Source organism: Chryseobacterium sp. Bi04, from assembly GCF_918698085.1.
In the GTDB taxonomy this organism is placed as follows: Bacteria; Bacteroidota; Bacteroidia; order Flavobacteriales; family Weeksellaceae; genus Chryseobacterium.
On sequence record NZ_CAKKLP010000019.1, the window covers coordinates 23,617 to 48,898 of the forward strand.

A 25,282-nucleotide genomic window follows, 5' to 3' on the forward strand; every position below is an offset into this window, starting at 1 on the left:
TAAGATTAGATTTATTTTTTAGGTTTCACTTTTAAAAAGATAAAACTATAATCTGTAGGGATATTGGTACCAATCACAGGGGCATTTTTGTGACAGTCCATACACTGTTTGCTCTGGGCATAGGTTTCCATGGTAGTATTTGAGATCTGGTTGGGCTTTATTCCTCCATCCATAAGTGGAGTCTGCTTATTATTGTCTTTATCGGCAACCGGATTTTCGGGCCATTGGATATTCACAAGCTGATAATACTGCCATACTGATTTCGGATTACTGGATCTGATCAGCTGTTGCATCTGGGCATTCAGTTTTTGAACACTCTGACTTATTTTATTCACCCTTACCACTTGAACAGGCCTATTTAAACTGTCTTTTCCGGGAACCGGAGACTGATTAGCCGGGTCTTTACTATTTGGATTGTAAAAGCTGTATTTTACAGAAGGATCAGCAGGGCCGGGGCCGGGTGCATTATTGACATGTTCGAAGGTCATCCAGTTCAGCTGTGGAGACTGTGGCGTTTTACGGATAATATGTAAACCTACCAGTCCGAGATATTTTTGTGTATATTTCCCATAGATAGGTTTCTTCCCGTTAAACCCTTTAATTTCCGGCACCATGGCTTTGGATATTTTATAATAATTTTTCAGGGAGTCTAGCTGATCGTCAGGAATTACACGCCACGCAGCTTTTAATTCCATAGATTCATTCGGTAGCCATACTCCATTATTTTTTGTACCAAAAGCTTTCAGATTATCATAATCATAAAGTTTATTTTGCCGTATAAAATCACTTTCAAGGTTATTTATTTTAATTTCATACCAGACTATATTTCCATTCTGATCAGTAAGCCAGGCTCCTTCTGCCTGCATGATTTCATCTACATTACTACTGCCTACTGCTGCTCTAAGAGTAGCCTTAGGAAGACTTGAGATGATATCCGTAAATTTATTGATCTCATTAATTCTCTTGATATAGCCTGTTTTACTTTTAAGATTCCATGCTAAAGGTGGCTTCGAAGCAAATACATCATCAATACTTAAAAAGCTTTCCCATACTGTAGGACTGTAATCTCCAGGCATCCCGTAATTGGCAGCAGTTGCTGTAGTATCCGGAATACCGCGCTGTGCAGAAGCAACCCAGTTTAATGCGATAAAATTTTTCCAGGCAAAACAATTCAATACTTCCTGGGAACTGTGGGCACAGGTAGAATCTGCGGCCAGTTCATAACTAATTGCAGGTGGGTTACAATAGGCGCCACAGAAAATTGTTTCACCGGTTACTTTTTTCGAAAAGCCTGTTGCAGAGTTTAGCTTTTTATCCTTTTTACCGGATTCGCACGAGACTACACTCACTATGGCAAATGACCATATTAAAATTAAAGCTTTCATTTCAATATTTTTTTAACCTGTTCTATTTGCTGGCTGGAAAGTAATGTACGGTTTGGAGTAGTATCTGCTTTGGGTAACGAACCTGCTTCAACTACTTCCAATACTCCCGATAATGCAAATTTAGGATCCGAAGTATTGTTATACAGGGTAAGCGGTTTTTCTCCCAAAGCCACCCCTGCATCCGTTGTTATATTAATCAGGAAAAGCTGTGTATCCTCGCCCAGATTCTGAAAATCCGTTATTGCAACTCTAATCCCCGGGCCAAAATCAAAACCTGTTTGCTGGGTGGCTCCGTTAGCCAGAACTGCAATTCCTTCTGTGGTAGCTCCGGCCTCAACCTGGGTAATACAGGAAGTCAGGTTTGAAAAAGTATTCAGTTGATTATAAAGGCTGGCCTGTAGCAAATTGTTATCCAGCAGATATTGTACGCTTGGAAGTGTGGTGGCAGGCATTCCCACCGGAGGAAATTTTTCAGGCTGCTGTCCCTGTTCCGGATTCAATCCTGTACCGGCAAGCTGTACGAAAAAGGTATCTGCAATCTGGGAACCCCATTTTAGCGGTTTCTTATTCACCAATATATCACTCAGCTTAAAGTTCGCATCAGCAGGTACGGAAAACCTTGTATGAAGCAACATATTGTGAGGATAGTAGGTAATTCCTTTATTCTTCAATGCTCCCCTTACTACAGTATAACAGTCTTCAATCTTATAATTGGCAGAAGCCGGCATTTCAAATTGATCAAAATGAGGAATTTGCCCATACAATGCAATTGGGTTCGTTAAGGATACCTGAATGTTATGATTATAAACCAAGGAATTTACGTTCTGCCCGATACGGGGATCACTGTTTCTATAGATCTGCCCATACTGCGCTGCGCAAATCAATGTATTGGCATCGGTTATTACATGTCCGTTTTGCACTCTAAGTATAGTAGCTGCTGCCCCAAGATATATTTCTGCTCCTAATGAATTGGGAGGACTTGTAAGATGTACTGCCCCACCTCCTGAAGGAGTAGCATCCGGTCCGCTATTCCATTTATTAATTGGATTATAGGCCGGAAGCCCGGTTTCTCTTACAATAACAGGATTTCCATTGCTGTCCAACAGATATAAATCTTCTTTCTGAACATTTTTATTATTAAGAATTTCCTGGTATAATAAAACTACCGTATCCGGAGAGACTTTCCACATGTGGAACCAATATTCCGGATTTTCGTGCGTAAAATTAACGGCAATGATATCTCCATTCTCATCTCTTGTGACGGCCCACTCGCAATATTCATCCTGCCACCCTCTGGGCCCGGAAGGTCCGAAAGCTTTAGTTCCTGTATCAGTAGGATCACAAGGGTTTCTTGGAACCGTAAGGGTCATATTATACTTTTGTCCAAAAGCTAGGGGACCAATATCTGCCAGTTCGTGTAATTTATCCTCATAATCCAGCTTACCAAATTTGTCAGTAAACAAAGTAGTAAAATAGTGATTGATTCTGTTGGGAAAAGCATTCCACTGTATAGGAACCGTATTACTTTCGTTAGGTATCGAAGGAGTGACCAATGGATTGTAATACCAACTTCTGGGATGATCATACGTGCTTGACCACGGATTTCCCATTATCGAATTTACCGTACAGTATTTTACGTAATTACTCCATGCATTATGAAGCTGTTCTCTCAAATTCGGATGGTCTTTAAAATCTTTTTCTGCCTGATAGGCTGGGGTGTCAAATGTTTTCATGGTGTTAAGTTTTATTATAGTTTTATCTTAAATAAATTATTGTAATCTAAAATATGCAGATAGTACATAATGAGTAAAACCTTAGATCGGTTTTCATAGGATCGATAAAGATGATTATTGATATTTCAAAGCTAGAAATTATCTGTGGGAATAGATTACGTATTTCTACCCATTTTCTCCGATCCGTGAAAAATACGAAGCCCTGAAAAAAATAAATCAGTGTACTATTTTAAGAGAACTGAAAAACATGTGTGGGATGATTGAGATTGACTGCCAAATTTGCAGTAATAAGATTTTTGAAAGTTGTATGGTAAAGTATTCAGTCAAGCGATGAGTTAATTATTAAGTGAGTTGGATTTCGTGTTTATGTTGTATGTCTTTAAAAATGTAAAGAATTTACATATGGTAAGCAAAATTTTGCTCTGTCCCCAACTTTTGCCTCTGATCTCGAATACTGAAAAAAAAAATAAGAAAGTATATATAAAAGAAAAACGGAAAAGTAATGATTACTTTTCCGTTTATTGTAGCGAAGACGGGAATTGAACCCGTGACCTCAGGGTTATGAATCCTGCGCTCTAACCGACTGAGCTACCTCGCCTTTTTGGTGGTGCAAATATAGAAAATATTTCTTTACCTCCAAAATTATTTTAGCTTAAAATATTCTAAAACATCGCCAACATGTTCTGGTTTATTGATTATCTTATTGTTAGCATCTAAAATAAAATACGTTGGTGTTGCATGAATATTATAAGTATCTACATAAGTACTGTTCCATCCTCTTAATTCTGTATCGTTGATCCAAGGAAAGGCAGCAATCTTTGTAGCATAAGAATTCTTATCAACATCTAAAGATAGGGCAACCACCTGAATATTTTTTGCTTTAAGCTCATTGTATTTTTCCAACAGCTTTGGAAGTTCACTTTCACAGTGAGAACATGTGGATGACCAGAAGATAATTACTTTTTTATCTGCTTTTACATCATAAAGTGACTTGGCATTGGTGTTGGCCGGTGCCTGGAATTTATAATTAGGAAAGGCAGCTCCTATCTGAACATTAGCATTAGACTTCAGTGTAGAAGCCAGCCTGTCATTAATGGTACATTTAAGATTCTTGGCAAGGCCCAGATACTTATCCTTAAATTCGTCCATCTGGTATACATCAAAGATATCTATCAATTCTGACAAAACAGTCTGCCCTCTTGGAGTTTCCACCTTTAAACGGTCTAAAAGCTTATCCACTGATCCGCCCACATTGGTATTGCCTCCTGAATTCAGATAGGCAACCAGTACAGGTCTCAGCAAAGATGAACTTTCAAGCATATCATTGGATTTATCCAGGAAATTGATAATATCATCAGGATTAACCTTTTTAGCAGGGTCAGATGAATTGGACAGAAACTTACTATAATTGCTGTTATAATAAGAAATAAACGGATGATTTGCTGCATCAACAGAAGATGAGGTACCGGAAAGCCTGCCAATTTCAGCACTCAAAGCTTTTCCAAACTCAGTATTGTCTTTATAATATTCTTTAATCTGAGTTAAAGCAGGAAGAATAAGCTCTTTCTTTTGTGAACCTTCTTGTTGTTTGCTCATCAGCTCATTCGCTTCATCCAGATAGAAAACATCTTTGATTTTATTATTCTGGATATCCAGTTTTACATTGACATTTTTATTTTCAGAAATAAAATTGATTGTATTATTACTACTTGGGAAGTAAACTTTCATCATTCCCATATAGTTACTGGGATATTTAAAAGTCCATGTATTATTCTTACTTTGTTCTTTGGTAACAATAATATCCTTTGAACCGTTTAATGTATATAGAATAGCATCCTGATCTTTAAAATCTGCCGGTGTCTGCACTGTAACAGTAAATTGTGCCTGCAGAGAAAATGCGGCTAAAACCGCAGATAATATATAAATCTTTTTCATATAGTAAAAATAAAAAAACTCTCTGACTAATCAGAGAGTTTAATATTATTTTAATAAAATTTTATGCTTTTTGATTTTTGTACTTTTTTGTAAAGAATACAATAAATGTAATTGCAATAGCAGAAAGTACATATACATACATATCAATTGGCGAGGATGGTGCTCCTGTACCGTCTCCACCACCACCTCCTCCTCCAGGGATTGGGGGAGCAGCGTTCACCAATAATATGGTGAAGAGAAAAAAAGCGGATGCTAGTTTACTAATAGTTTTCATATTGATTATTTTAAGATTTTTGTGTTAACAGTTTCACCCTTGTCAGAGACAATTTTTACTATATAAGAATTTTTAATAGAGTTATTAAGCTCGATTACAAAATCCCTAGATGCATCAACCGCTTTTTTAGAGATTACCAGTTTACCGCTCATATCATAAACTTCAATATCTGCTTTTTTCCATTGTGGATCAAATCTAACAATATAATTTGTAATTGACGGATCGTATATCACCAATGTTCTTGACGCTGATGATGTCGTTTTCTTATCTTTATTTACAGCTAAAGTAGCATCGTTAGGCTGTCCATAGTATAAATTTGCTTCTTCATTGGTAACAGGAACAATATCTCCCTGCTTAGCCTGTAGTATACTTCCGTTTTCTGCTTTATAGTAGAAACCGATACCTGAAGATAACTGGTGACTTCCTGCAGGAATTAATTCTGCATTTTCTCTCACCTCAAATTTATAAAACTTAACTTTATCCTGATAATAGTTTACCAACTTAACATTTTTACCTTTGAAAGTATCTTCATTAGCTTCATTGATATATAACCAATAGTTCGTATTGTTATTATCATATCCTCCAGTTAATGCTTCTTCAAAAGTACCAATGATGTTCTTACCCGCTGAAGCCTGAACAGTTGTTGCGACAGATGTCTGATGTCCCGTTGTTGATCCAGAAGAAACTACATAATAAGTTCTTGCAATTTCTTTTTGATTGGCATCAAGACCAATAACACCAAGCTGTTTGATAGTACCTTTATCAGTCCTTTGAGCAGACCTAGCTGCTGTTACATTATAATCAGTACCCGCTGCTCTTGCCGTTTCCTTAAACCTTCTTAAAGTATTGAAGTTTAAAGTTTGGAGATTATTATCTCTTAACTTTATCTTGAAGGTCTGCATAGGTTTAATAACTACCAAATCTACGTCTCCAACTGGAGCTACACCGTTACCTGTAGGCTGATAGGTTACAACTCTAGAATCGGTTGCATATGTAGACCCTGATGGCAAAGTATGAATAGTACCTGGATCATATTGAACTCCCCAAATATTTGTTACTGCATTTCCATCCGATATTCCTCCTTCGTCATATCCGATTTTAGATAAATCAATATTAGTAAGGAATGGATTTCCGAATTGGTACCAGTTTTTACCAAACGTTCCGGCCCATGGACTTGCTGTAAATTCAAATAGGTCATCAAGATATGTATTATATTTCTCGTTATAGGCATTATTATTACTACCATTAACTCCAAAATTTACATTTCCTGCATTCTGTAGATTTGTAGCACTAGCAAACTGTGCATAAGGTGCTCCGTTAACCGCAAAAACGTTTCCTGAAGCAGGTACACTCGGATTCCAATCATTATTTGTAACTTTCAACATGTAGTCACCAGAACCATCGCTAGTAGTAGTTGCTAAATTTGTAAAGTGATCGGATACTGCATTAGGATTGTTCCATTTTAAAATTGGATTACTGTATCGCCCAGTATTGAAATTTTTACCAAGTTCAGTAGATAAAGAACTTAAAGCTTTACCATAAAAAGGTAAGGCAATGTGTTGGAAATAATTACCATTACCTTGGCTTATAGTTCTGTACTCTTTAGTTACAATACCAGTAATGTTGGATTGGGATAGTCCATCAATGTACAGTTGTCCATAAGTAGAAGTTGCAAAGGAAGTTGGAGTGTTCATTCTTAAAACAATATTTCCACCATCGGTTTTAGCTGCACCTGCAGCATCAATTGTTTTAAAAGCATCTCCGATTGTTCCTACAACCATAATATTCCCGTGTACATCCAAAAGGCCATTACCTCTGGTTTGTACACCACCACCACTATATACTAGGGTGCCTTCGCTCACATACATATTAGCGTTAGTGTCTACGTGACATAAAACATTCTGCGCCTGAACAGAATAGCTAACGGCTAAAAGACCAATAGCAAATAAACTTTTTCTCATTGTATAAATAATTTGTGTGTTAATACAATCTCACCCGCAAAGGTATATTTTTTTTCTTTAAAAAAAAAACATTTTATCTATTAATCAAAATATTATCTCCAGTTAACACAATATTTTTCTCTTCTCCAATTGAGAACATATAGTCCTCCAAAACCTTTTCAGTTGTTCCTCGAAGCCCTCTTGCGCCCAACCCTTTTTCCATGGTTTCTTCTACAATTTTTTCAATTGCGCTTTCTGTGAAAACTAAATCCGTGCCATCCATCTTAAAAAGTTCTACAAATTGATTCACAATTGAATTTTTAGGTTCATTCATAATTCTTACCAACGTTTCTTTTGTGAGTTTATCAAGGTAAGTGATGATTGGAAATCTTCCTAAAAGTTCGGGAATTAATCCGAAAGAACGAAGATCAACAGCATTAATATTTGTTAATACATACTCATCTTCATCTACTTTATTGATTTTTTCAGAGCTGAAACCTATGGCCTGTTTGTTCATTCTTCTTTCGATGATCTCCTTGATCCCGTCAAAAGCTCCTCCGGCAATAAACAAGATATTTTGGGTATTCACCTGGATATATTTCTGGTCAGGATGTTTTCTTCCTCCCTGTGGCGGAACATTTACAATACTTCCCTCCAGCAGCTTCAGCAATCCCTGCTGTACTCCTTCTCCGGAAACATCTCTTGTGATACTAGGGTTATCTGACTTTCTTGCAATTTTATCAATCTCATCAATAAATACAATTCCTTTTTCAGCTTTCTCCACATCATAATCTGCTACCATCAGCAGTCTTGATAAGATACTTTCAACATCTTCCCCTACATATCCCGCTTCGGTAAGAATGGTAGCATCTACGATACAAAACGGAACATTAAGTTCTCTCGCAATGGTTTTTGCAAGAAGTGTCTTCCCTGTACCCGTCTCCCCTATCATAATAATATTGGACTTTTCAAGCTCTACTTCTCGGTTTTCATCTTTAGCATGAAGGAGTCTTTTATAATGATTGTATACCGCAATGGAAAGTTGTTTTTTTGCCTGATCCTGTCCAATTACATACTGATCAAGAAATACTTTGATTTCTTTTGGCTTTTTAAGCTCCTCCATATTATCCGCAGGTGAATATTCTGTTTTGGAAGCACCATCTTTTACGATAGTGTGTGCCTGCTCTATACAATTTTCACAAATAAAACCGTTCTGCCCAGAAATCAGCATCTGTACTTCATTTCTTTTTCTACCGCAGAAAGAACACTGGTTTGAATTCATAATATATATATAATGTATATGTTAAAGAAAATCGTAAAAAATTTCTTTTTTACGATTTATGTTTTTAAGAATTAATAATTGAGTTTTGAATCTCTGTATATTCTTCGTTCGTTAATTTTAATCTCTCATTTCTAAAGTTCATATCTTCCATCTTATTCAAAGGGATGAGATGAATGTGGGCGTGAGGCACTTCAAGTCCTACTACCGCTACTCCTACTCTTACACATGGAACTGCAGTTTTGATCTTCTTGGCTACCTCCTGGGCAAATCCCCATAGGTTTTTGTATTCTTCACTTTCAAGATCAAAAATCAAATCCACTTCTTTTTTCGGAACTACCAAAGTATGTCCTTTCACCAAAGGCATTGCGTCTAAGAATGCTATAAAGTTTTCATCCTCAGCAATTTTATAAGAGGGAATTTCGCCGTTGATGATTTTTGTGAAGATAGTGCTCATTTTGTATGAAGTTAGCGTTATATATGAGAAGTTAGAAATAGAAATTTTATATCAGACTATAGAGAAATGTCTAATACTTCAAAAGACAGTTTGTTTCCGTTTGGTAAAGTAATTTCTGCCGTTTCGCCAATCACTTTTCCTAACAGACCTTTTGCAATAGGTGTGTTTACAGAAATTTTCCCTGTTTTAAGATCGCTTTCATTATCAGGCACTAATTTAAATACCTGTTCCTGGTTTGTAGCGTTGTTCTTAAGCTTCACTGTTGTTAAAATGGAAACTTTTGATGTATCTAGTTGACTTTCGTCTATAATTTTAGAACTTGCTACAGCATCTTTCAGCTTTGAAATTCTCATTTCAAGCATTCCCTGCGCTTCTTTAGCCGCATCATATTCAGCATTTTCAGACAAATCTCCTTTATCTCTTGCTTCTGCGATCTGCTGAGTAATTTTTGGTCTTTCCACAGTTTCCAACTGTTCCAGCTCAGCTTTCATTTTCCCTAGTCCCTCCTTGGTTACATAGCTTGCCATAATTTTCGAAATTTAGTTTTAGTATAAAAAAATAATCCGACATTTGCCGGACAATGTTTTACGTGTTATAATCGTTTAACTTTTACAAATATATAAAAATTTAAATTGAAATGAAAAAAACTTTCTCAATAATATCTATTTTCACCTTATTGATTTTCAGTAATTTATCTATAAACTCATGCGGAAGCACCCAAGATACCGTAAGTTGTTTTCCAACAGTTCCAATTGATGTTACCTTACTGCCTAACCACTATAATGACCTTCTTACCAAACAATGGACCTACGTAGATATAGCCGGCGCCGGGACCCGCGGATTAATAGTAGTGAAGGTAAGCAATGGCTATAAAGCCTACGATAGAAATGCTCCCCATATTTGTCCCGGTGAAAATACAACCCTGAAGGTAGAATACCCTTTGGTGATTTGTCCGAAAGACAATGCAAAATGGAATATTTTAAATGGCGGGCCCACCGATGTTGCTCCTTTACCTCTTAAAAGCTATTTCTGTGAAGTTAATCCCGGAACCAATACCATTAGGGTTTATAACTATTAATTACTATAAACCCGCAGTGATTGTATTGCGGGTTGTATTTAATAGTTAGGATATTTAACGGCTTTATCCAATTCTATCGGATTATTAAAAGACCTTATCTTTTCTCTTTCTCTTTTCTCGGCAGGTTTTAATTCTTCTTTGCTTAAGATCGTTCCGTCATCCAATTGCAATTTTTTCCCTTCCGGAATACTCAGTTTTCCGTTAAAAACATATTTAAAAGGGTCCTTATATAATTCTAATTTTAAGTGATCCAGTTTTTTATAATTTGTTTTTATCGCGTTAGTCTTGCGTGTTTTCAAGGTATGACTTTGGTAATTATCCGCAATTTTCTCACTTTTAATCAGTTGAAAAAAATAATTTTTACGGGTATCATATATTTCTATAATCAGCCCCGGTAACCCGTTAAATTTGTAAGGTCCATAGGACAATGGAATTTCCGGAGTAAACCAGGCAATCCATTTTCTTCCACCAAAGTTCGTTTCTGCCTGTTGTACCTTTAACTCATTGATCCGTTTTGTATGATCGGTAATTTTCCAATCAAGGGTAACAGCCTCTTCTATTTTATAAAAATTAACGTCTCCTATATATTCATAATTTTCATACAAAGGATTATTGAGTTTTTTAGTAAAAAATGAAGTCAGTTTAAATCCTTTAAAACCATCTTTTCCGGTACTTGCGAATACAGAATCATTAATATAATCAATCCGGCTATAATACGTAAGGTCTTCTTTGGTAATATCTAAAATATAATTCTCTCTGGTCATATCCTGAGAGGTGGAGTCTTTTTTGTAGTCGACTGCATAAATAAACCTGTCATTCTGGGCATGCAACCAGCATTGATTAACGAATAATACTAATGCAACAATCTTTTTCATAAATAATAAAAATGTTTAAAAAAATTTCACCCTGGTCAATAGTTTTTAATCTCACAGGAATACACCTGATAATACTTTCTTTGAGTCACCTCTTGCTTTTCCGTCGTAAGATGTATTCCTTAAATTGAGTATGAAAGACAATGATATGAATAAAATCCAGTATTTTTACAGATAATATAAAAAAAGAAAGAGGGCAGGTTCTCACATACTGACATCTACTCTCGTGATTAAGATCAGGAATGTTTCTTTCCTACTTTTTTTAAAGCACAATTATAATTAAAATGAAGATCGTTATACAAAGAGTTTCTGAAGCCCGTGTAAAAGTAGATGAGAAAACCGTTGGAGAAATCGGGAAAGGATTAATGCTTTTGGTAGGCATTGATGAAAATGATGAAAAAAAAGACGCCGACTGGCTTGTACAGAAAATCTTACATCTCAGAATTTTTGGTGATGAAGAAGACAAACTTAATCTTTCTGTAAAAGATATTTCAGGAGAACTCCTCTGCATCAGCCAGTTTACATTGATTGCAGATTATAAAAAAGGAAACCGTCCTTCTTTTATCAAAGCTGCAAAACCGGATAAAGCTATTCCTTTATTTGATTATTTTAAAGAAGAAATAGCAAAATCAGGATTAAAAATGGAAAGCGGAATCTTTGGTGCTGATATGAAAGTTTCTCTGATCAACGATGGTCCTGTTACTATTGTTATGGATTCAATCACAAAAAACTAATGACCTTGATGAAAAGTAAACACCTGCCTATTATTTACGTGGCCATTACTGTTTTATTTGTTATTGAAATCATTTTAGGCTGGAAGCAATATAGTTTCGCTGGTTATTATACTGATAAAGTGATTAACTGGGCCTGGCTTGCGATGACTGTATTTATGATCATCAGATTTTGGAAGAGAAAAGCAGCAAAAGCTTACTTTACATTGCTCGTTTCTGTCATTATTTTAAGCATACTTCCTATGATGATTCCTTTCTTTGGGATCATCTATTATTTTTCAACCATCGATGATTATCAGCAGGTGGAACTTAATGATAGCTACAGAATTGAGAGAACAAGGCCCGGGGCCTTAAGCAAACCCCAAATTTATATTTACCAAAAAGAAGGTATCCTTGAAAAAAAAATCTACAAAACCCCGTATTTAGAAATTGTAGAACATGTTATTCAAAACCCTCTCAAACGTGAACCCGGTCAAAAAGATCCCCAGATTCAACAGGCAAAATTAATCAGCAGCAATAAAGACAGTATTGGAATTGAGTATCAGATTATGGATAAAAAGCATGTCTTTTATCATAAAAACCAAGAAGATGATGAGTTTTATAACTGATCACATTATATCTGGAATCTGAGTAGTTTGCTTTGATTCACCAATCTAAAAAATACCTTTCAGTGACGCTGGAAGGTATTTTTTTATTATATGATTTAATAAGTCCGGCTAAATACTTTATTACAGCCCAAAGAACCTAACCGTCTGTTTAAAAGGAAGCTCTCTCTTTAAATAAATTCACAATATTGTGATTTTGTTTTGATTTTATTACTATTTTTACTACAAACAAACTTAATTCACAACCATTTAACAATTATTTTATGAAAACAAAAATTAATCTTTTAGCATTACTGCTCTTCTGCTCTCTGTCTTTCGGTCAGCATTCTTCAGGCCGGAATACTGATCTTAATTCAAATATTTATGTATGTTTTTCAAAAGGTATCACCTCAGAGAAAGCGGCATTCGATCAAAATCCGGATTTGGAAAAATTCATCAGTGAAAATAAAATTTCATTTACTTATGATCTTGGCTTCAGTGATGCCAAACTGGATGAAATGGCAAAAAACAGCAGAATGAACGGTTTTTCCGGGGAGTCTGTGGAAAAACTGAAAAGGATTTTTAAAGCCGATGTCCCGGTTCAAAATGAAGACATGGCTAAAAAACTTATTCAGACACTTGAAAGATTTCCTGAAATAGAATATGTATCGGTCATGAGCAGTGAGCCTATTGAACCGCCATCCATTACTACATTTGCAATCACCCCTAATTTAGAAAGTCTGCAGACTTATCTGACCGACAATCCGGGAATCAACGCAACTTATGCATGGTCCAGGGGAATTACGGGGCAAAATATCAAGATCCGTGATGTTGAATATGGTTTTTACAAAACACACGAAATGCTGGCTAACCAAAACTCTATACAACTGGAACCCGGATACAGTCCCAATTCTGGTTTATCAAACAATAACTACCGTGATCACGGAACTGCGGTGGTAAGTATTTTAGGGTCTGTAAAAGACAATATCGGACTTTCCGGAGCCGCCTACAACGCCTCTGAGATAAAGGGATATATGGAATGGACTACTTTAGGCTACAACAGAGCTTCGGCAGTAAGCAGATCAATCAATGCTTCTCAGGCCGGTGATATTATTTTATATGAAATGCAGACAGGAGGAAAAGATAACCAATATTGTCCTGCAGAATATGACAGCGTTATCTGGGATCTTACAAAAGCGGCTACTGATTCCGGAATAATTATCATTGCGGCAGCAGGAAATGGTAATCAAAACCTTGATGATCCTTTCTATGCCACTTATTTGGCAAGAGGAAATAGTGGAGCCATTATTGTAGGAGCAGGTTCTCCCAACACTACCCATTCAAAACTAAGTTTTAGCACCTACGGAAACAGAGTGGATGTACAGGGCTGGGGAAGTAATGTTCTGGCGGCAGGATACGGTTCTTATCAAAAGTATGATAATGACAATAACAGGACTTATACTTATTTTAATGGAACGAGCTCGGCGACTCCGGTAGTAGCCTCCGCAGCAACGCTGATCCAGTCTTATTATTATCAGAATACAGGCCAGTACCTAAGCCCGGCTGCGATGAAAAACCTTTTAATCAGTACAGGAATTCCTCAAGGTGGCACAGTGGCCAACCAAAAAATAGGGCCTCTTCCTAATGTAAAAAATGCCATCTTACAATTGGAAGGTAGTCTTCCGGGCAAAATGAAAAGCCAGCTTCCTTTAGAAATTAAGATTTATCCTAATCCTGCAACAAGCTATATTGCAGTTCAAAGCAAAGAAACTAAGAATCTTGATTTTGAAATTATCAATATGAATGGACGGACTGTAAGCAAAGGTTCCATTGTTCCTGATGAAAAAATCAATATTTCACAACTTCCGCAGGGCCAGTATATCATCAACTTCAATGATGGCCAGCGAAGAGCCGTAGAGAAATTTTCAAAATTATAATAAGCAAAAACGTCTTTCAACTATTTGAAAGACGTTTTTTAATTTGTTTTTATACTCTTATTTTGCAGGAACGCTGCTGAAATTAAGAGCTACTTTTATGTTCATGTCTGAAGTGGTTTGATTTTTCAGCTCATAAACTGTTCTTACGGTAAGCCCTGAACTTTTTACTATTTCATCAAGAAATCCCGTATCATTCAGATCTAAATTTAAGCTGGATGAATTGGAGGATATATTGGAACGCGAAGCAATAAGCCTTTCATTAGATCCTGTAGAAGAAACATATATCTTAACGGACTTGAATGCGCTTAGATTACCTCCAGCAGGAGATATTACAGATACTTTGGCATCAGAAATCCTTACATCTTTAATCCTGGCATTATTATTTCCTCCAAACCACGTTTGTACGTTGGTAGCCGTTGCTGTAGAAGAAACTTCTTTATCGGCTGGCACCCCTGTAGAAACTAAAACATTCGTTGTGTATGGGAAGGTATTCTGAACCAGCGATTGTACAGTTCCGCAGCTTACAAGTACAGCTGAAGCAGCCATTGCGGTTAGAACTATATTTTTCATAATATTAAATTTAAACTTTAAAGTTTAGTTTGCAGAAATTGTACCAAATTGGTTGACCTTAGTCAATACTTACTGTAAAGTTTCCTTTTGTATTTCCTGAAGCCATATTACTTTTTCCAATAATCAGCCACACTTCTCCTTTCCCGGAAATTTCATGGGTAATTCCTCTTCCGAAAGGTCCGTCATAATCTCCGTTTGGAAGTTTAATCTGGTTAAAACGGATATTAAAATCTTTTTGTTTGGTGGTAATTACTGCCTTGATAGCAGGTTTCTCATAATTGGTAATCTTTAAGACCAGTTCCTGACCATCTTTCGTAAATTCTTCTCCCAATGTAAAAGGAAGCTGGGAAGCATCTGCAGTTCTGATGATCTGTCCGTCTTTTTCACTTCTCATTACACCTTTACGCAGTACTTCTTTTGTAGCAGGCGCATTGTTAATGATTGAATCTTTTTTTCTCAATGCTGCAGAATCCGGTTTCATTACAGAATCCGGCATTTCTGTTACCACCGCAGAATCTTTATCTGATACTACCGGTACGTTGGCTTCTTTTTTACAGGAGATAATAATCAATGGTATTAAGAATAAGCTTTTTTTCATAATAATTAATTTTAAGAATGTCTGCAATCAGCATTCTGTTAGATATTGTCCATTGTAAATGCTAAAACTGTTCCAACTCTTATAGATTGTTTATATTTTCCGGCTGTACAATTCTTTCATTATTATTTTTCACAAGCTTAAACGTGAAGTACATGAAATTGAGCAAAACACCCATTAAAATGGTAACACCCCAGGTTTTTGTATATTCCAGAGGGTAAATAAATCTTACCACAATATCATTGAATAATCCAAAAGGATTATTGAGAATATCCCAGCTGTTCCATCTGAGAAATCTTCCCAGATAAACTCCGAAACTGCTCATAAAAAGGAAACTAATAACAATACCGTTGATCACAGTTCCCTGACAATACTCTGAAAGCCGTTTTTCGATATCGTTGAGGCTTATAAAACCACAAACTAACCCTGTCCAGGCATATGAAAGGATAACAATAAGATCATACCATATAGGAATGGCACTTCTTACTTTTAAATGAAAAAGGTCGGTCAGAATATAGGGAGAGTTGGGGAAAAACAAGATCCAAACTACTATAATCAATGATAATGAAACTTTACTTCTAATCGTAAAGGCGACGAGAAAGCTACTTAAAGCCAAAGGGATCCATGCAAGGAATAAATTCCAGTTTAGGAAAAAAAACACTTTAGTTTCACTGATATAATACCTGAAAACAGACAGGCTAAGACAAAATAAAGTCATGGATATGAGCAATAAGGTTATTTTAAACCTTGGAGATTCAGTGAGCTGTTTCATATTAAAATTATTCTATGGTTTGATAATAGATGACCTTTGAAAGAAAAGTTTTTGACTCTTCATTTTTAATCCTCTGCTCCAGCTTCTTTTTGAGCTTGATATCATTCTTTTCTTTTGCATATTTCCATAGTCCTTTCTCACTGAAATTTACAGAGTTAAAATGATAATTAACAGCAAAGTCTTTGCGTTTCATATTCTGAGAAGTAATAAAGCCACCCCAGTTGATAGAACTACAAACCAAAATTACCCCATAGATGTACCAAACCATAGTATTGAACAGAAAAGCATTCCTTTTTTTCTTCTGAATTTTAATATAGGTAAGTGCCAGCCCGATCAGTGATAAAAGCAGAAAGGCAAAGACCCCCAATCTTTTATAAGTAAAGGCATAACTGACAATATATTCATAATTTTTCACTGCAGCTGACAATACCAGAACAGCATTCAGGAAGATCCATATTTTGGCTAAAACTTTCATCAGACCAGCTTTGGGATCAAAATTAAAGCCACCTTTAAAGTAAAACATGATCACCAAAATAGCCATGATAATGGACATGATAACAGCATTTACTCTCTCATGGGTTTCTTCTGAAAGCTGTACGGGAGTTTTGGTCACTTCATAAAACTGTTCGTAATTGTAGGTAATAATAAAAAAGACCAACAGTATATTAAGTAAAAGTAAAGACATCACTCCGCTTATCCTTTCAGAATTAAGGTCGAGAAAAGAATAGGTAGATTTCGGGACCTGGGAATCTTTCTGAAATTCGTCATTCAGGATATGATGGTTTTTATAGATCAGTCTTTCCACAGCATAATTCCAGTAATTAAAGGCTATAAAAAATCCTAACGCAGAAAGACAGAATATCTGCCAAAGGTTTATGTCCAGCTCATAGTCTGTAAAAAGAGCGGCAAAATGATCGCTTCCTGCTGAGTAAATCCCAAAAAATACGGAGAGCAATACGAGGGGAATTAGGATAAAAGACAATATTTTCTGCCATAAGCCGGAAATATTTCTTTGAGGCAGCCATGCGTCAAAACTGAAAAACCGGCAGAATGAGGTACAGCTGTTCACAATAAAGACAGGAATGAGGAAAAGTATTTTCATTGTTCTGTTCTTCGATTTATAGGACAGAAGTAAAAGTGAACTTACAACTGCCAGAAAAGACGGAAAATCTCCATACCATGCAAAAGCTATGCTTGAGAGAATACTTGCTCCGAATAGCAGATACAAAGTTCTGGTTTTATTTTTTTCTGCTGTTTTAAATAGAGTTAAAACGGCATATACTGTTCCCAGAATTCCGAGGTTCAGTCCCATGTCCTGATCATAAAATACAAAGACAAATAAGGCAGTTGTAAGAAATATATAATGATGTGTTTTCATAATAATAAATATTTAAGGATTAAAAAGTCATCAATAACTACAAGGATTCATAGACTACAAAGAAATATCCTATTGTAACCGGAATATTGATTAATAATAACAGCACAGCGTTTCCGGAACTTTTATTTTCAGCTGCATTGTTGGCATATTCTATCAATTCATACAGAAGGATAAGCAGGTTTACGACTGCTGCACCTACCACATAATAAAAGCCTGTTATAAGCAGAAAGTCTAGTCTTGTGAAAAGAAAGGATATGAGTAAAAAGGTCCCGCAAAGGAAGGATATAAGGAACGTTCGCCTTCCCAGCTGACTGAATATTCTGTTTTTCATAAGAATAATTTTTAATGAAGTACAACATGATCTTTCTGGTGAATAAAATCTTTCAGATGGTCAAAATTTTGCCAAAGCAGGCCTTCAAAGTCCCATGTATGGAAAGCTTTCATACGCTGTCCCTTCTTATAGGCTTTGATATAAATTTTCACATATTCCGGTAAAATAAATGTTCCCAATACGATTGCTGCCAAAAGATGGGCATTGAGTTTACCATTCCCCAACAAAAGGTACTGCATGGCGATTTCATCCTCGAAATTGGTTCCGCAACCGGTGATCAGGTGATGAACATCGTGGTTTTCCATTTTTGGGATCATTGAGAATCCGTACTTTTTATAGAACTCACCAAGTTTTCTCCCTAAGGAATCTTCCTGAAATTCCAGCAGTTGTTTTTCTGTAAACTGCCACTGTCTTTTTTTCTTTTTAAAATATTTCCTGTATAGCTTTTGAGTTTTATCATACACAAAAAGCAGGAACTGAACGCGCATTTTTTTCATACTATGTTGTTTGTTTATTTTAAATGGGTAATTCCTATCATCGTATAAATAATGGCAATCGGTATATTGATCAGAAGGATGCCGACAGATTGAAAACACGTTGTACGTTTAGCTTTTCTGATCGCTCCATAGATCAATAATCCAGATACGATCATGAGGTTGACAACGGTTCCATACACCAGCAACAAGAATCCTGAATCGGCAAACCAAAAATTTTTCGTTATCAGATATCCAAACAGGCAGGTATTTCCTGCCAGAAAAGACAGTCCGAATCCAGCTTTGCCAAGTTTTAAAATGTTTTGATCTTTCATTATTTATCCTAAATTAAATTTTAATACAAAGAACTTTGAATTACAAAGTATAATTTCAAAAAAATATAGGATCATCGTCCCAATAATTTTTCCAGTGCGTCCAGGTGATCGGTAAAAGCCTGTCTCCCACTTTGTGTAACACGGTAAGATGTTTTTGGTTTCTTTCCCACAAATTCTTTTTTCACTTCAATATAACCGTTTTTTTCCAAGGCACTGCTATGGCTGGCCAGGTTACCGTCTGTAATCTCCAGTATCCCTTTCATTTCAGAAAAATCAACCCAGTCATTAACCATAAGAACAGACATAATGCCCAATCTTACACGACTTTCAAATTCTTTGTTGAGTTGATTTATTTTTATCATAACAAATAGATTGCAGATGCATCCGACGAACTGCAAATTTAGTTTTTATTTATATTTTTTATGCATAATAAGGCCATACACAATATGCAGAACTCCAAAACCAACAGACCAGAAAACTAATCCCCAACCGAGAAAAAATAATGAAAACAACCCTAAGATGATTTCGCAATATCCAAGGTATTTTACATCAGTCAAAGTATATCTTTCTGCACTTACCAACGCCAAACCATAAAAGATCAGGGTAGTAGGGGCAATCCAGACAAAAAGGTGGTGAAAAAGCAGTGCTAAACAGAAAACCCCACCAGCCAATAATGGCACTGCAAAAGTAATCAAAAGCCTTTTGGTAGTGGCATCCCAAATCTTCAGTCCCTTCTTTTTGCTTTTATGAGCTGTAAAAATATAGCCACTAAAAACTGCTGCCAATAAAATTATGGTTCCAATAAGGGTCAATTCTTTAACTAATGCCGGAGCAAAAAAATTTCTCTCCCCCTGAAAGTAATCAATTCCTTCTCTTTTAAAAACAAAGTATACATATGTTGCCCCAATAAGAGCTGTAAGCCCAGCAACAACACCAGAAAGTCCACTTAGTGAAATGAATCTGGAAGACCGCTCCATCATGGAACGGATATGAGATAAGTCTTCGTGATAGTTTTTTGTCTCCATAAAAAAGAACTTTGAATTACAAAGTTATAATTTATTTTGAATGTGCAAAATATTTTTAAAAATTTAATCGCTTTTTCTCACCGGGTCTTTTAATGTCTTATCTTTAAGAAAGCTGAGATAAGTGCTAATATTATTGAACCTTATGGAAAAAATACTAGTTGATTATTCACAAATTCATTTACAAGAGAATATTCCCTTACATGAGGAAGAGATCAACAATATTGCCACTCAGAAAAAAGATTTTTTCAAAAATACTCCAGCTTCCCTATTAGTAGCGCTCATTATCATGGTACTTATTGCCTGCTACTTTTTGCAGAATGATTTTAAGAATTTCAAATACTACCATTATCTTTTATTTATCGGTATCGTATTGGCATTGTACGCATTCTTCTATTTCCTGATATGGCTGACCTATAAGTATTATCTACGAAACTGGAAAAAAGATATTGAAACTGGAAAAAATCAACTGACCAGTATTGTTATTTCCCGTCACAAAACTGAAAATGATGAATACATGATGACCTTTGCAGGACGTAACCAACATGAGAAAATAAGGCTTCCCGCTGAAAAAGAAGATTACTACCGCTATGAAACAGGAACAAAAGTAGTCGTAAGCTATTTAAAATACAGCAAAGTAATACTCTTCATTCATGAGCTGGATACATAATAAAACCGAAATACAAATTCATGGCGAAAAAAAACCACTGAATTAATCAGTGGCTTTTGGTTTTGCTTATCTATTTTGCTCTTAACCTTTCTTTAATGCTTTCTATATTTTTCTTTGCGGAATCTTCCAAGATAAGGCTTGCGCTCATATGGATTCTTGCCGGCATCAATTCATTGAAATGATCTGTTCCTTCCCAGGAAACTTTTTTGATTAATGCTAAGGCATCGCTGCTTCTTGAAGCTAAGGTCTGTAAGAATTTCTCAAGCTTTTCATCCATTTCCTGAATCGTATCTGACACAGAATGATAAACATTATGCTGTTCTGCCCATTCTGCTGATCTGAAATCTGCATCAATCGCCATAGCAGAGAACTGTGATTTTCCTATTTTTCTTTCCACATATGGGCCTATTACAAATGGGCCTATTCCCAGATTAACTTCAGTAAGTGCCAATGCAGAATCTTTTGTGGCAAAGCAATAATCTGCACCGCAAGCAATTCCTACTCCGCCACCTGTTGTTTTTCCCTGAACTCTTACCACCACAATTTTACCACAGTTCCTCATTGCATTTAAAACCTTAGCAAATCCTCCAAAAAACTTTGTAGAAGCTTCCAGTTCTTCAATAGCCAATAATTCATCAAAGCTTGCTCCTGCACAAAATGCTTTTTCACCTTCACTCTTCACTACAATTGCTTTTACCTCATCTTTTGCCGCTTCATCTAAGATCGTTTGAGCCAGTTTTTCTAAAATGGCACCGGGAAGTGAGTTACTTTTTGGGGTTCCGAATGTAATTTCGGCAATATTGTTTTTAATTTCTGACGCTACAAATTCGTTCATTTTTACTTTTATTGGATTCTTACAAAAATACTAAATAGAAGGCTTTTAACGAAAATTAAATGACAGAAATTACGTATTAATGATCATTTCAAATTATTCTGCTTCCCTGGTAAACCAAAACAAATTACGTATAAATACGGACTGTGAAATTTGGTATTTTCTACTCTAGTCTTGCCTTATCATTAATTGTTCCTTTGGCTTAGAAAATAAACAATCAATGGCCGAATCCGAAAAGCCAGGAAGAGAGTAGGAAATTTAAAATTGAAAAACTATTATTATGGAAGAATACATGGGAATTGTAAAATTATTTGCAGGAAGTTTTGTACCTAGAGGCTGGATGCTTTGTGACGGCAGGCTTCTGAGTATTGCTCAGAATTCAGCGCTGTTTTCTCTGTTAGGAACCATATATGGCGGTGATGGTGTTACCTCTTTTGCACTGCCCAATTTAATTGGACGTATGGCTTTAGGAGCAGGATCACAGACTGGAAAATCATACCCGGTAGGGATTGTTTCGGGAGCTGATAAAAATACGATCTTAGCACAGAATTTACCTAGTATTGGAAGCGGATTTCAATTAAAGATATCGAATGCTAATGCAACTACCTCTACTCCATCCATTAGCACATCCATTGCAGTAACAGGAAATCAGATAGGAAGAGATTTCACTGCTGTACCAAGTTTTGTACAGGCAGAACCCAATACAACAATTGACCCAAGAGCAATTTCATTTACAGGGCAAAACCTTCCGATGAATAATATGCCTCCTTATTTAGGACTTAACTATATCATCTGTGTAGAGGGGATTTATCCTCCCCGAGATTAATCTCATTAAAACCTAAATCATGAAAAGAACTATCTTTTTTATCATCTGCTGTCTGTTCACTTCTCTATTGTCTTTCGGACAGACAAGCACAGAAACATTTGAAACAGAATCACACGGAAGCTCCAGTTTCATTGATAACGGCGTGATTTTTAATCTCATTTCCCATATAGGAATTTTTGATGTTCAAGCCAATTATCCTTCAACAGGCTGGAACGGCACCAGTATTGACAACAAATATATTGATAACTCTAATGATACTGCTTCACCACCATCATTCAGTATTAAAACAACCTCCAATTTATTTAAAGTAAACAGGTTCTGGATGTATCTTTCAAAATTAAACCTGGATCTTAATGCAGCAGGAACCCTTACAGTCGCCGGAAAATTGAGTGGAGTAACAAAATTTATCCAAACTAAAACGACAGGGTTTGCTACTTCTATGGTTCCTTCAAACGGATATACATTGATTGATCTCACCAATCTGAATGGGCAAAATTACAGTAATATTATCATTGATGAACTTCAAATTACCCTGGGAGGTGAATTCAGATATGCAGGTTTTGATGCTTTTACCTGGGTAAAAGATTCTGGCATAGTACTAAGTACGGCAGAAACTAAAACCGCCAAACAAAAGATGACCATTTATCCTAATCCTACCAACGGTCCGCTTACGATATATGCAGGGAAAGCTACCGATGCCCAGGTTTATAGTGCAGACGGAAAACTGGTAAAAAAACTTCCGATAAGTGAAGGAGCTAACGACATCAATATTTCAGAGCTTCCAAAAGGAACCTATTTTATAAAAATATCCACAGAAAGCACTAAAATCATTAAAAACTAACAGTTCAGACACAGTCATCCCCCGATAAAGATTCTAATACATGAATGACAATCCCTTGATCAAAACTGATTGAGGGATTTTTACTTTTTCAGAGCCAGGATGTATTTGTCAATATACAATTGTTTCTCTTTTGATTTATACTGTTGGATATACCTGGGATGTTCAAGGACGGTCATTGTATCAAACAGCTTTTCTTCTTTATTTAATTTTGAAATAAACTCAGCATTCTTTTTTCCTAAAACAAAAACCTCTGAGGTATCCAGGTTCAGGCTGATATGTTTTTTCAGTGAATCAATCATAAAGTCTTTGACTGCTTCAAACAGTTTTTTATCATCATAATAATTGGCATTAACCCATCCATTTTTTGTCTTTTTTACGATAGCCAGAGGAAATGGGGAATTGATATAAATATCTTTATAGAATAGATCTGCTCCACCATAGTCTTCAATCATATCATATATAAAAACAGAAGATACTTCATGAGTGCGGGCCGATTTCATTTTTATACCACATACAGCTTCCAGTCTTTTGGTATCTGTAAACGGAACCCCCGTTACCCCTGCGCCGTGACGGCTGGGATTAATCCCTATGATAAACTTTCTTTTATCGGAATCATTATAGTACTTGTGATAAAACTTTTGCATGACCTCTATTGTTTCCGGATTATCAAGATACGGATTCAAAGCTTCAAAACCTTCCGGAAGCTCTCCGGAAAAAGTAAGGTGTTCATTGAATGTAATAACCAGATCAGCAAAAGTTTTATTCATTGTGAAATTATTTTAAAAACACGAAATTATCCGGCTGATCTGAAATTTCATCTTCGTCATCATCGTCCTCTTCTACTTCGGATAATTCCATTTCGATATCAATAAAATGAATATAAAGACTGCAGATTTCTTCGTTAGCATCATATCCAAAGTATACAGGATATACCCCATCTCCCAAACCACTTGCAAATATTGGAATATGATATTCTGTCTCCGGTACTTTCCAATTGATCCAATCTCCTAAATCTCTCTGATTTGTTGGATTTTCTTTGTAATTTTTCGCAAAAAGTTCTGCAAAATAATCATCATAAATATTCTCTACATCGAGTTCTGAAATAAACTGATCCACATAAGGTACTACCTGTGTATCTGTAATACATGCCAACCCCGCGTCTACTACAAAGCCAAAATAATCTTCTTCTTCAGAGTCCCCAAGTTCTTCTTCTCCTATTAATGCCTCTCTGTATACAACAGCCTTTTCTTTTGTAAATTCTACTTTTACGGCAGCATAACGGTTTCCCCAATCTTCTAATTTTGCCACAGCAATCTTAACGGGAAAATTACCTTTGGGTACATCAACAAAATAGGGTTTTTCCCTTGTATTTAAATAGACTAAAGGATCTCTTACAATTACTTTTCCGGAAGGCAGGGAAACATTTCCTATTTCCATCACCTCCATTTTCTGATCCATAATTTCATCAGCAGTAAAATAGGTTTCAATATCTACAGGGGATATAAGTCTATCTTTTACCTCTTCCCATTTTTGCATCCATGCCTCATTCATAATTTTATGTTTATAGTTGTATTAAAATTTAAAAATACTTTTTTATGTAAAGCCTGCTTAAACTAATTAGAAATTGAATCACAAAAGCTGAGTAAAACACTATAAACACTTTAGTTTATTTTAAGTTTAAACTGATTGAAAATAAAAAGTACACTTAAGCAAAAAATCTTTGATTTTTTTAAAACTTACGTGAGCTTATTTTCACAGCTTTATTAAGCTTAAGTGTTCAAGAAACTTTGTGACTTTTGACTACGTCCAATCTTCGATTTGTGGTTAAAATAAAAAGTGTAAACAAGTTCGTAATCAATTGTCAAAATCATCTTCATCTTTCAGTCCTTTAATAAAGGTCTCAAAATCTTTAGCCAGAAATGTTTTCCTGTAATTATCTTCCTGATCAACGTGTACCACTTCCGGTTCCCCCGTTTTTCCACATTTTGTATAATCGAGAAGAATCATATCATGACCTGCTGAAGGGCAATCTCCAATATAAACTCCATCATCAGGATAGCCCCATTCTTCCATCATAAACCGACTTCCCAGTTCTCCACAAACAGAATAGGTCTTTTCTCTTCCAATCCCCATAATTCCGGTAACAGCAATATGATCATCAGCCCAGGAATTAGGTTCTGTGGTGGGAAAGCAACATCTGTCTACCATTCCTCCATTCTGAATTTTCATCAATTCGATATATGAAGCAGGAAGTTTATATCCCAGTTCTTCTTCTATTGAAGCTATCATTTCGTCTTTGGGAAGATCTTCGATATAATCTCTTTGTGAATAAGTACTTTGATCCCAGAAGCCTGTAAAGTCAAAGTCCTTGAAAAATTGTAATTCCATATTGTTTCAATAAGTGATATTGTAATATAAAGGTAAGTATTATC

The 25,282-nt window shown here is 35.8% G+C and carries 29 protein-coding genes and 1 tRNA gene; 7 read left to right on the top strand and 23 right to left on the bottom strand.

Annotation, left to right across the window (positions count from 1 at the left end; genetic code table 11):
* Positions 1 to 11 precede the first annotated feature (11 nt).
* The 9 genes from LQV47_RS20905 to greA form a co-directional block, all read right to left on the bottom strand.
* Positions 12 to 1,385 (bottom strand): hypothetical protein, encoded by a 1,374-nt coding sequence (locus LQV47_RS20905; protein WP_230041063.1) that lies wholly within the window; start codon positions 1,383 to 1,385, stop codon positions 12 to 14.
* The gene (locus tag LQV47_RS20910) at positions 1,382 to 3,118 is read right to left on the bottom strand and encodes a hypothetical protein (protein WP_230041064.1); all 1,737 of its coding nucleotides are present in this window, start codon (positions 3,116 to 3,118) and stop codon (positions 1,382 to 1,384) included. The genes LQV47_RS20905 and LQV47_RS20910 overlap by 4 nt, the downstream gene beginning before the upstream one ends.
* 524 nt (positions 3,119 to 3,642) lie before the next feature.
* Positions 3,643 to 3,716 (bottom strand) — tRNA-Met (locus LQV47_RS20915).
* Between the two features lie 44 nt (positions 3,717 to 3,760).
* Complete coding sequence (locus LQV47_RS20920; RefSeq protein WP_230041065.1) at positions 3,761 to 5,053, bottom strand: TlpA disulfide reductase family protein; 1,293 nt, start codon at positions 5,051 to 5,053, stop codon at positions 3,761 to 3,763.
* A 61-nt stretch (positions 5,054 to 5,114) separates the two neighbouring features.
* On the bottom strand, positions 5,115 to 5,327 hold the full coding sequence (locus tag LQV47_RS20925) for a signal peptidase (RefSeq protein WP_230041066.1): 213 nt from the start codon (positions 5,325 to 5,327) through the stop codon (positions 5,115 to 5,117).
* A 5-nt stretch (positions 5,328 to 5,332) separates the two neighbouring features.
* Positions 5,333 to 7,288 carry a T9SS type A sorting domain-containing protein gene (locus LQV47_RS20930; RefSeq protein WP_230041067.1) on the bottom strand — a complete coding sequence of 652 codons (1,956 nt, stop codon included), beginning with the start codon at positions 7,286 to 7,288 and terminating at the stop codon, positions 5,333 to 5,335.
* A 73-nt stretch (positions 7,289 to 7,361) separates the two neighbouring features.
* The gene (gene clpX, locus LQV47_RS20935) at positions 7,362 to 8,549 is read right to left on the bottom strand and encodes an ATP-dependent Clp protease ATP-binding subunit ClpX (protein ID WP_209804660.1); all 1,188 of its coding nucleotides are present in this window, start codon (positions 8,547 to 8,549) and stop codon (positions 7,362 to 7,364) included.
* Between the two features lie 64 nt (positions 8,550 to 8,613).
* The gene (locus LQV47_RS20940) at positions 8,614 to 9,003 is read right to left on the bottom strand and encodes an HIT family protein (protein WP_047496696.1); all 390 of its coding nucleotides are present in this window, start codon (positions 9,001 to 9,003) and stop codon (positions 8,614 to 8,616) included.
* 56 nt (positions 9,004 to 9,059) lie between these two features.
* Complete coding sequence (gene greA, locus LQV47_RS20945) at positions 9,060 to 9,530, bottom strand: transcription elongation factor GreA (protein ID WP_230041068.1); 471 nt, start codon at positions 9,528 to 9,530, stop codon at positions 9,060 to 9,062.
* Between the two features lie 110 nt (positions 9,531 to 9,640).
* Between greA and LQV47_RS20950 the strand changes: the two genes are divergently transcribed.
* A complete protein-coding gene (locus LQV47_RS20950) occupies positions 9,641 to 10,081 on the top strand; it encodes a hypothetical protein (RefSeq protein ID WP_230041069.1) in 441 nt (146 codons plus the stop codon).
* Positions 10,082 to 10,119: 38 nt separating this feature from the next.
* Here the strand turns inward: LQV47_RS20950 and LQV47_RS20955 are convergent, their stop codons facing one another.
* Positions 10,120 to 10,956 (bottom strand): GLPGLI family protein, encoded by an 837-nt coding sequence (locus tag LQV47_RS20955; protein ID WP_230041070.1) that lies wholly within the window; start codon positions 10,954 to 10,956, stop codon positions 10,120 to 10,122.
* Between the two features lie 281 nt (positions 10,957 to 11,237).
* Between LQV47_RS20955 and dtd the strand changes: the two genes are divergently transcribed.
* The 3 genes from dtd to LQV47_RS20970 all read left to right on the top strand — a co-directional run bounded on the left by dtd (position 11,238) and on the right by LQV47_RS20970 (position 14,205).
* The gene (dtd, locus tag LQV47_RS20960; protein WP_230041071.1) at positions 11,238 to 11,687 is read left to right on the top strand and encodes a D-aminoacyl-tRNA deacylase; all 450 of its coding nucleotides are present in this window, start codon (positions 11,238 to 11,240) and stop codon (positions 11,685 to 11,687) included.
* 8 nt (positions 11,688 to 11,695) lie between these two features.
* Positions 11,696 to 12,292 carry a hypothetical protein gene (locus LQV47_RS20965; protein WP_230041072.1) on the top strand — a complete coding sequence of 199 codons (597 nt, stop codon included), beginning with the start codon at positions 11,696 to 11,698 and terminating at the stop codon, positions 12,290 to 12,292.
* A 260-nt stretch (positions 12,293 to 12,552) separates the two neighbouring features.
* A complete protein-coding gene (locus LQV47_RS20970; protein ID WP_230041073.1) occupies positions 12,553 to 14,205 on the top strand; it encodes a S8 family peptidase in 1,653 nt (550 codons plus the stop codon).
* Between the two features lie 57 nt (positions 14,206 to 14,262).
* Here LQV47_RS20970 and LQV47_RS20975 read toward each other — a convergent pair whose 3' ends face one another.
* The 9 genes from LQV47_RS20975 to LQV47_RS21015 all read right to left on the bottom strand — a co-directional run bounded on the left by LQV47_RS20975 (position 14,263) and on the right by LQV47_RS21015 (position 19,684).
* Positions 14,263 to 14,775, bottom strand: a complete 513-nt coding sequence (locus LQV47_RS20975) for a hypothetical protein (RefSeq protein ID WP_230041074.1) — start codon at positions 14,773 to 14,775, stop codon at positions 14,263 to 14,265.
* Between the two features lie 58 nt (positions 14,776 to 14,833).
* Positions 14,834 to 15,373, bottom strand: coding sequence for a hypothetical protein (locus LQV47_RS20980; protein WP_230041075.1), 540 nt, complete (start codon positions 15,371 to 15,373; stop codon positions 14,834 to 14,836).
* A 79-nt stretch (positions 15,374 to 15,452) separates the two neighbouring features.
* Complete coding sequence (locus LQV47_RS20985) at positions 15,453 to 16,142, bottom strand: DUF1361 domain-containing protein (protein WP_230041076.1); 690 nt, start codon at positions 16,140 to 16,142, stop codon at positions 15,453 to 15,455.
* A 7-nt stretch (positions 16,143 to 16,149) separates the two neighbouring features.
* Positions 16,150 to 17,520: a DUF4153 domain-containing protein gene (locus tag LQV47_RS20990; protein ID WP_230041077.1), complete on the bottom strand. Its 1,371-nt coding sequence runs from the start codon at positions 17,518 to 17,520 to the stop codon at positions 16,150 to 16,152.
* Between the two features lie 37 nt (positions 17,521 to 17,557).
* A complete protein-coding gene (locus LQV47_RS20995; protein ID WP_230041078.1) occupies positions 17,558 to 17,851 on the bottom strand; it encodes a hypothetical protein in 294 nt (97 codons plus the stop codon).
* Between the two features lie 11 nt (positions 17,852 to 17,862).
* Positions 17,863 to 18,348: a ubiquinone biosynthesis protein COQ4 gene (locus LQV47_RS21000; RefSeq protein WP_230041079.1), complete on the bottom strand. Its 486-nt coding sequence runs from the start codon at positions 18,346 to 18,348 to the stop codon at positions 17,863 to 17,865.
* A 14-nt stretch (positions 18,349 to 18,362) separates the two neighbouring features.
* Complete coding sequence (locus LQV47_RS21005) at positions 18,363 to 18,659, bottom strand: hypothetical protein (protein ID WP_230041080.1); 297 nt, start codon at positions 18,657 to 18,659, stop codon at positions 18,363 to 18,365.
* A 71-nt stretch (positions 18,660 to 18,730) separates the two neighbouring features.
* A complete protein-coding gene (locus tag LQV47_RS21010) occupies positions 18,731 to 19,021 on the bottom strand; it encodes a transcriptional regulator (protein WP_230041081.1) in 291 nt (96 codons plus the stop codon).
* 45 nt (positions 19,022 to 19,066) lie between these two features.
* Entirely contained in the window at positions 19,067 to 19,684 is a 618-nt protein-coding gene (locus tag LQV47_RS21015; RefSeq protein ID WP_230041082.1) for a hypothetical protein, read from the bottom strand.
* A gap of 142 nt (positions 19,685 to 19,826) precedes the next feature.
* Between LQV47_RS21015 and LQV47_RS21020 the strand changes: the two genes are divergently transcribed.
* Positions 19,827 to 20,351: a hypothetical protein gene (locus LQV47_RS21020; protein ID WP_230041083.1), complete on the top strand. Its 525-nt coding sequence runs from the start codon at positions 19,827 to 19,829 to the stop codon at positions 20,349 to 20,351.
* A 70-nt stretch (positions 20,352 to 20,421) separates the two neighbouring features.
* On the opposite strand, the gene LQV47_RS21025 is transcribed toward LQV47_RS21020, so the two are convergent.
* On the bottom strand, positions 20,422 to 21,186 hold the full coding sequence (locus tag LQV47_RS21025; RefSeq protein WP_230041084.1) for an enoyl-CoA hydratase/isomerase family protein: 765 nt from the start codon (positions 21,184 to 21,186) through the stop codon (positions 20,422 to 20,424).
* A gap of 277 nt (positions 21,187 to 21,463) precedes the next feature.
* Between LQV47_RS21025 and LQV47_RS21030 the strand changes: the two genes are divergently transcribed.
* Both LQV47_RS21030 and LQV47_RS21035 read left to right on the top strand, forming a co-directional pair.
* Entirely contained in the window at positions 21,464 to 22,009 is a 546-nt protein-coding gene (locus LQV47_RS21030) for a tail fiber protein (RefSeq protein ID WP_230041085.1), read from the top strand.
* Between the two features lie 19 nt (positions 22,010 to 22,028).
* Positions 22,029 to 22,850, top strand: coding sequence for a T9SS type A sorting domain-containing protein (locus LQV47_RS21035; RefSeq protein ID WP_230041086.1), 822 nt, complete (start codon positions 22,029 to 22,031; stop codon positions 22,848 to 22,850).
* Positions 22,851 to 22,930: 80 nt separating this feature from the next.
* Here LQV47_RS21035 and LQV47_RS21040 read toward each other — a convergent pair whose 3' ends face one another.
* The 3 genes from LQV47_RS21040 to LQV47_RS21050 all read right to left on the bottom strand — a co-directional run bounded on the left by LQV47_RS21040 (position 22,931) and on the right by LQV47_RS21050 (position 25,238).
* A complete protein-coding gene (locus LQV47_RS21040) occupies positions 22,931 to 23,617 on the bottom strand; it encodes an SMUG2 DNA glycosylase family protein (protein ID WP_230041087.1) in 687 nt (228 codons plus the stop codon).
* Between the two features lie 7 nt (positions 23,618 to 23,624).
* Positions 23,625 to 24,401, bottom strand: a complete 777-nt coding sequence (locus tag LQV47_RS21045; protein ID WP_230041088.1) for a DUF4241 domain-containing protein — start codon at positions 24,399 to 24,401, stop codon at positions 23,625 to 23,627.
* A 303-nt stretch (positions 24,402 to 24,704) separates the two neighbouring features.
* Positions 24,705 to 25,238, bottom strand: coding sequence for an SMI1/KNR4 family protein (locus tag LQV47_RS21050; protein ID WP_230041089.1), 534 nt, complete (start codon positions 25,236 to 25,238; stop codon positions 24,705 to 24,707).
* Between the last annotated feature and the right edge of the window lie 44 nt (positions 25,239 to 25,282).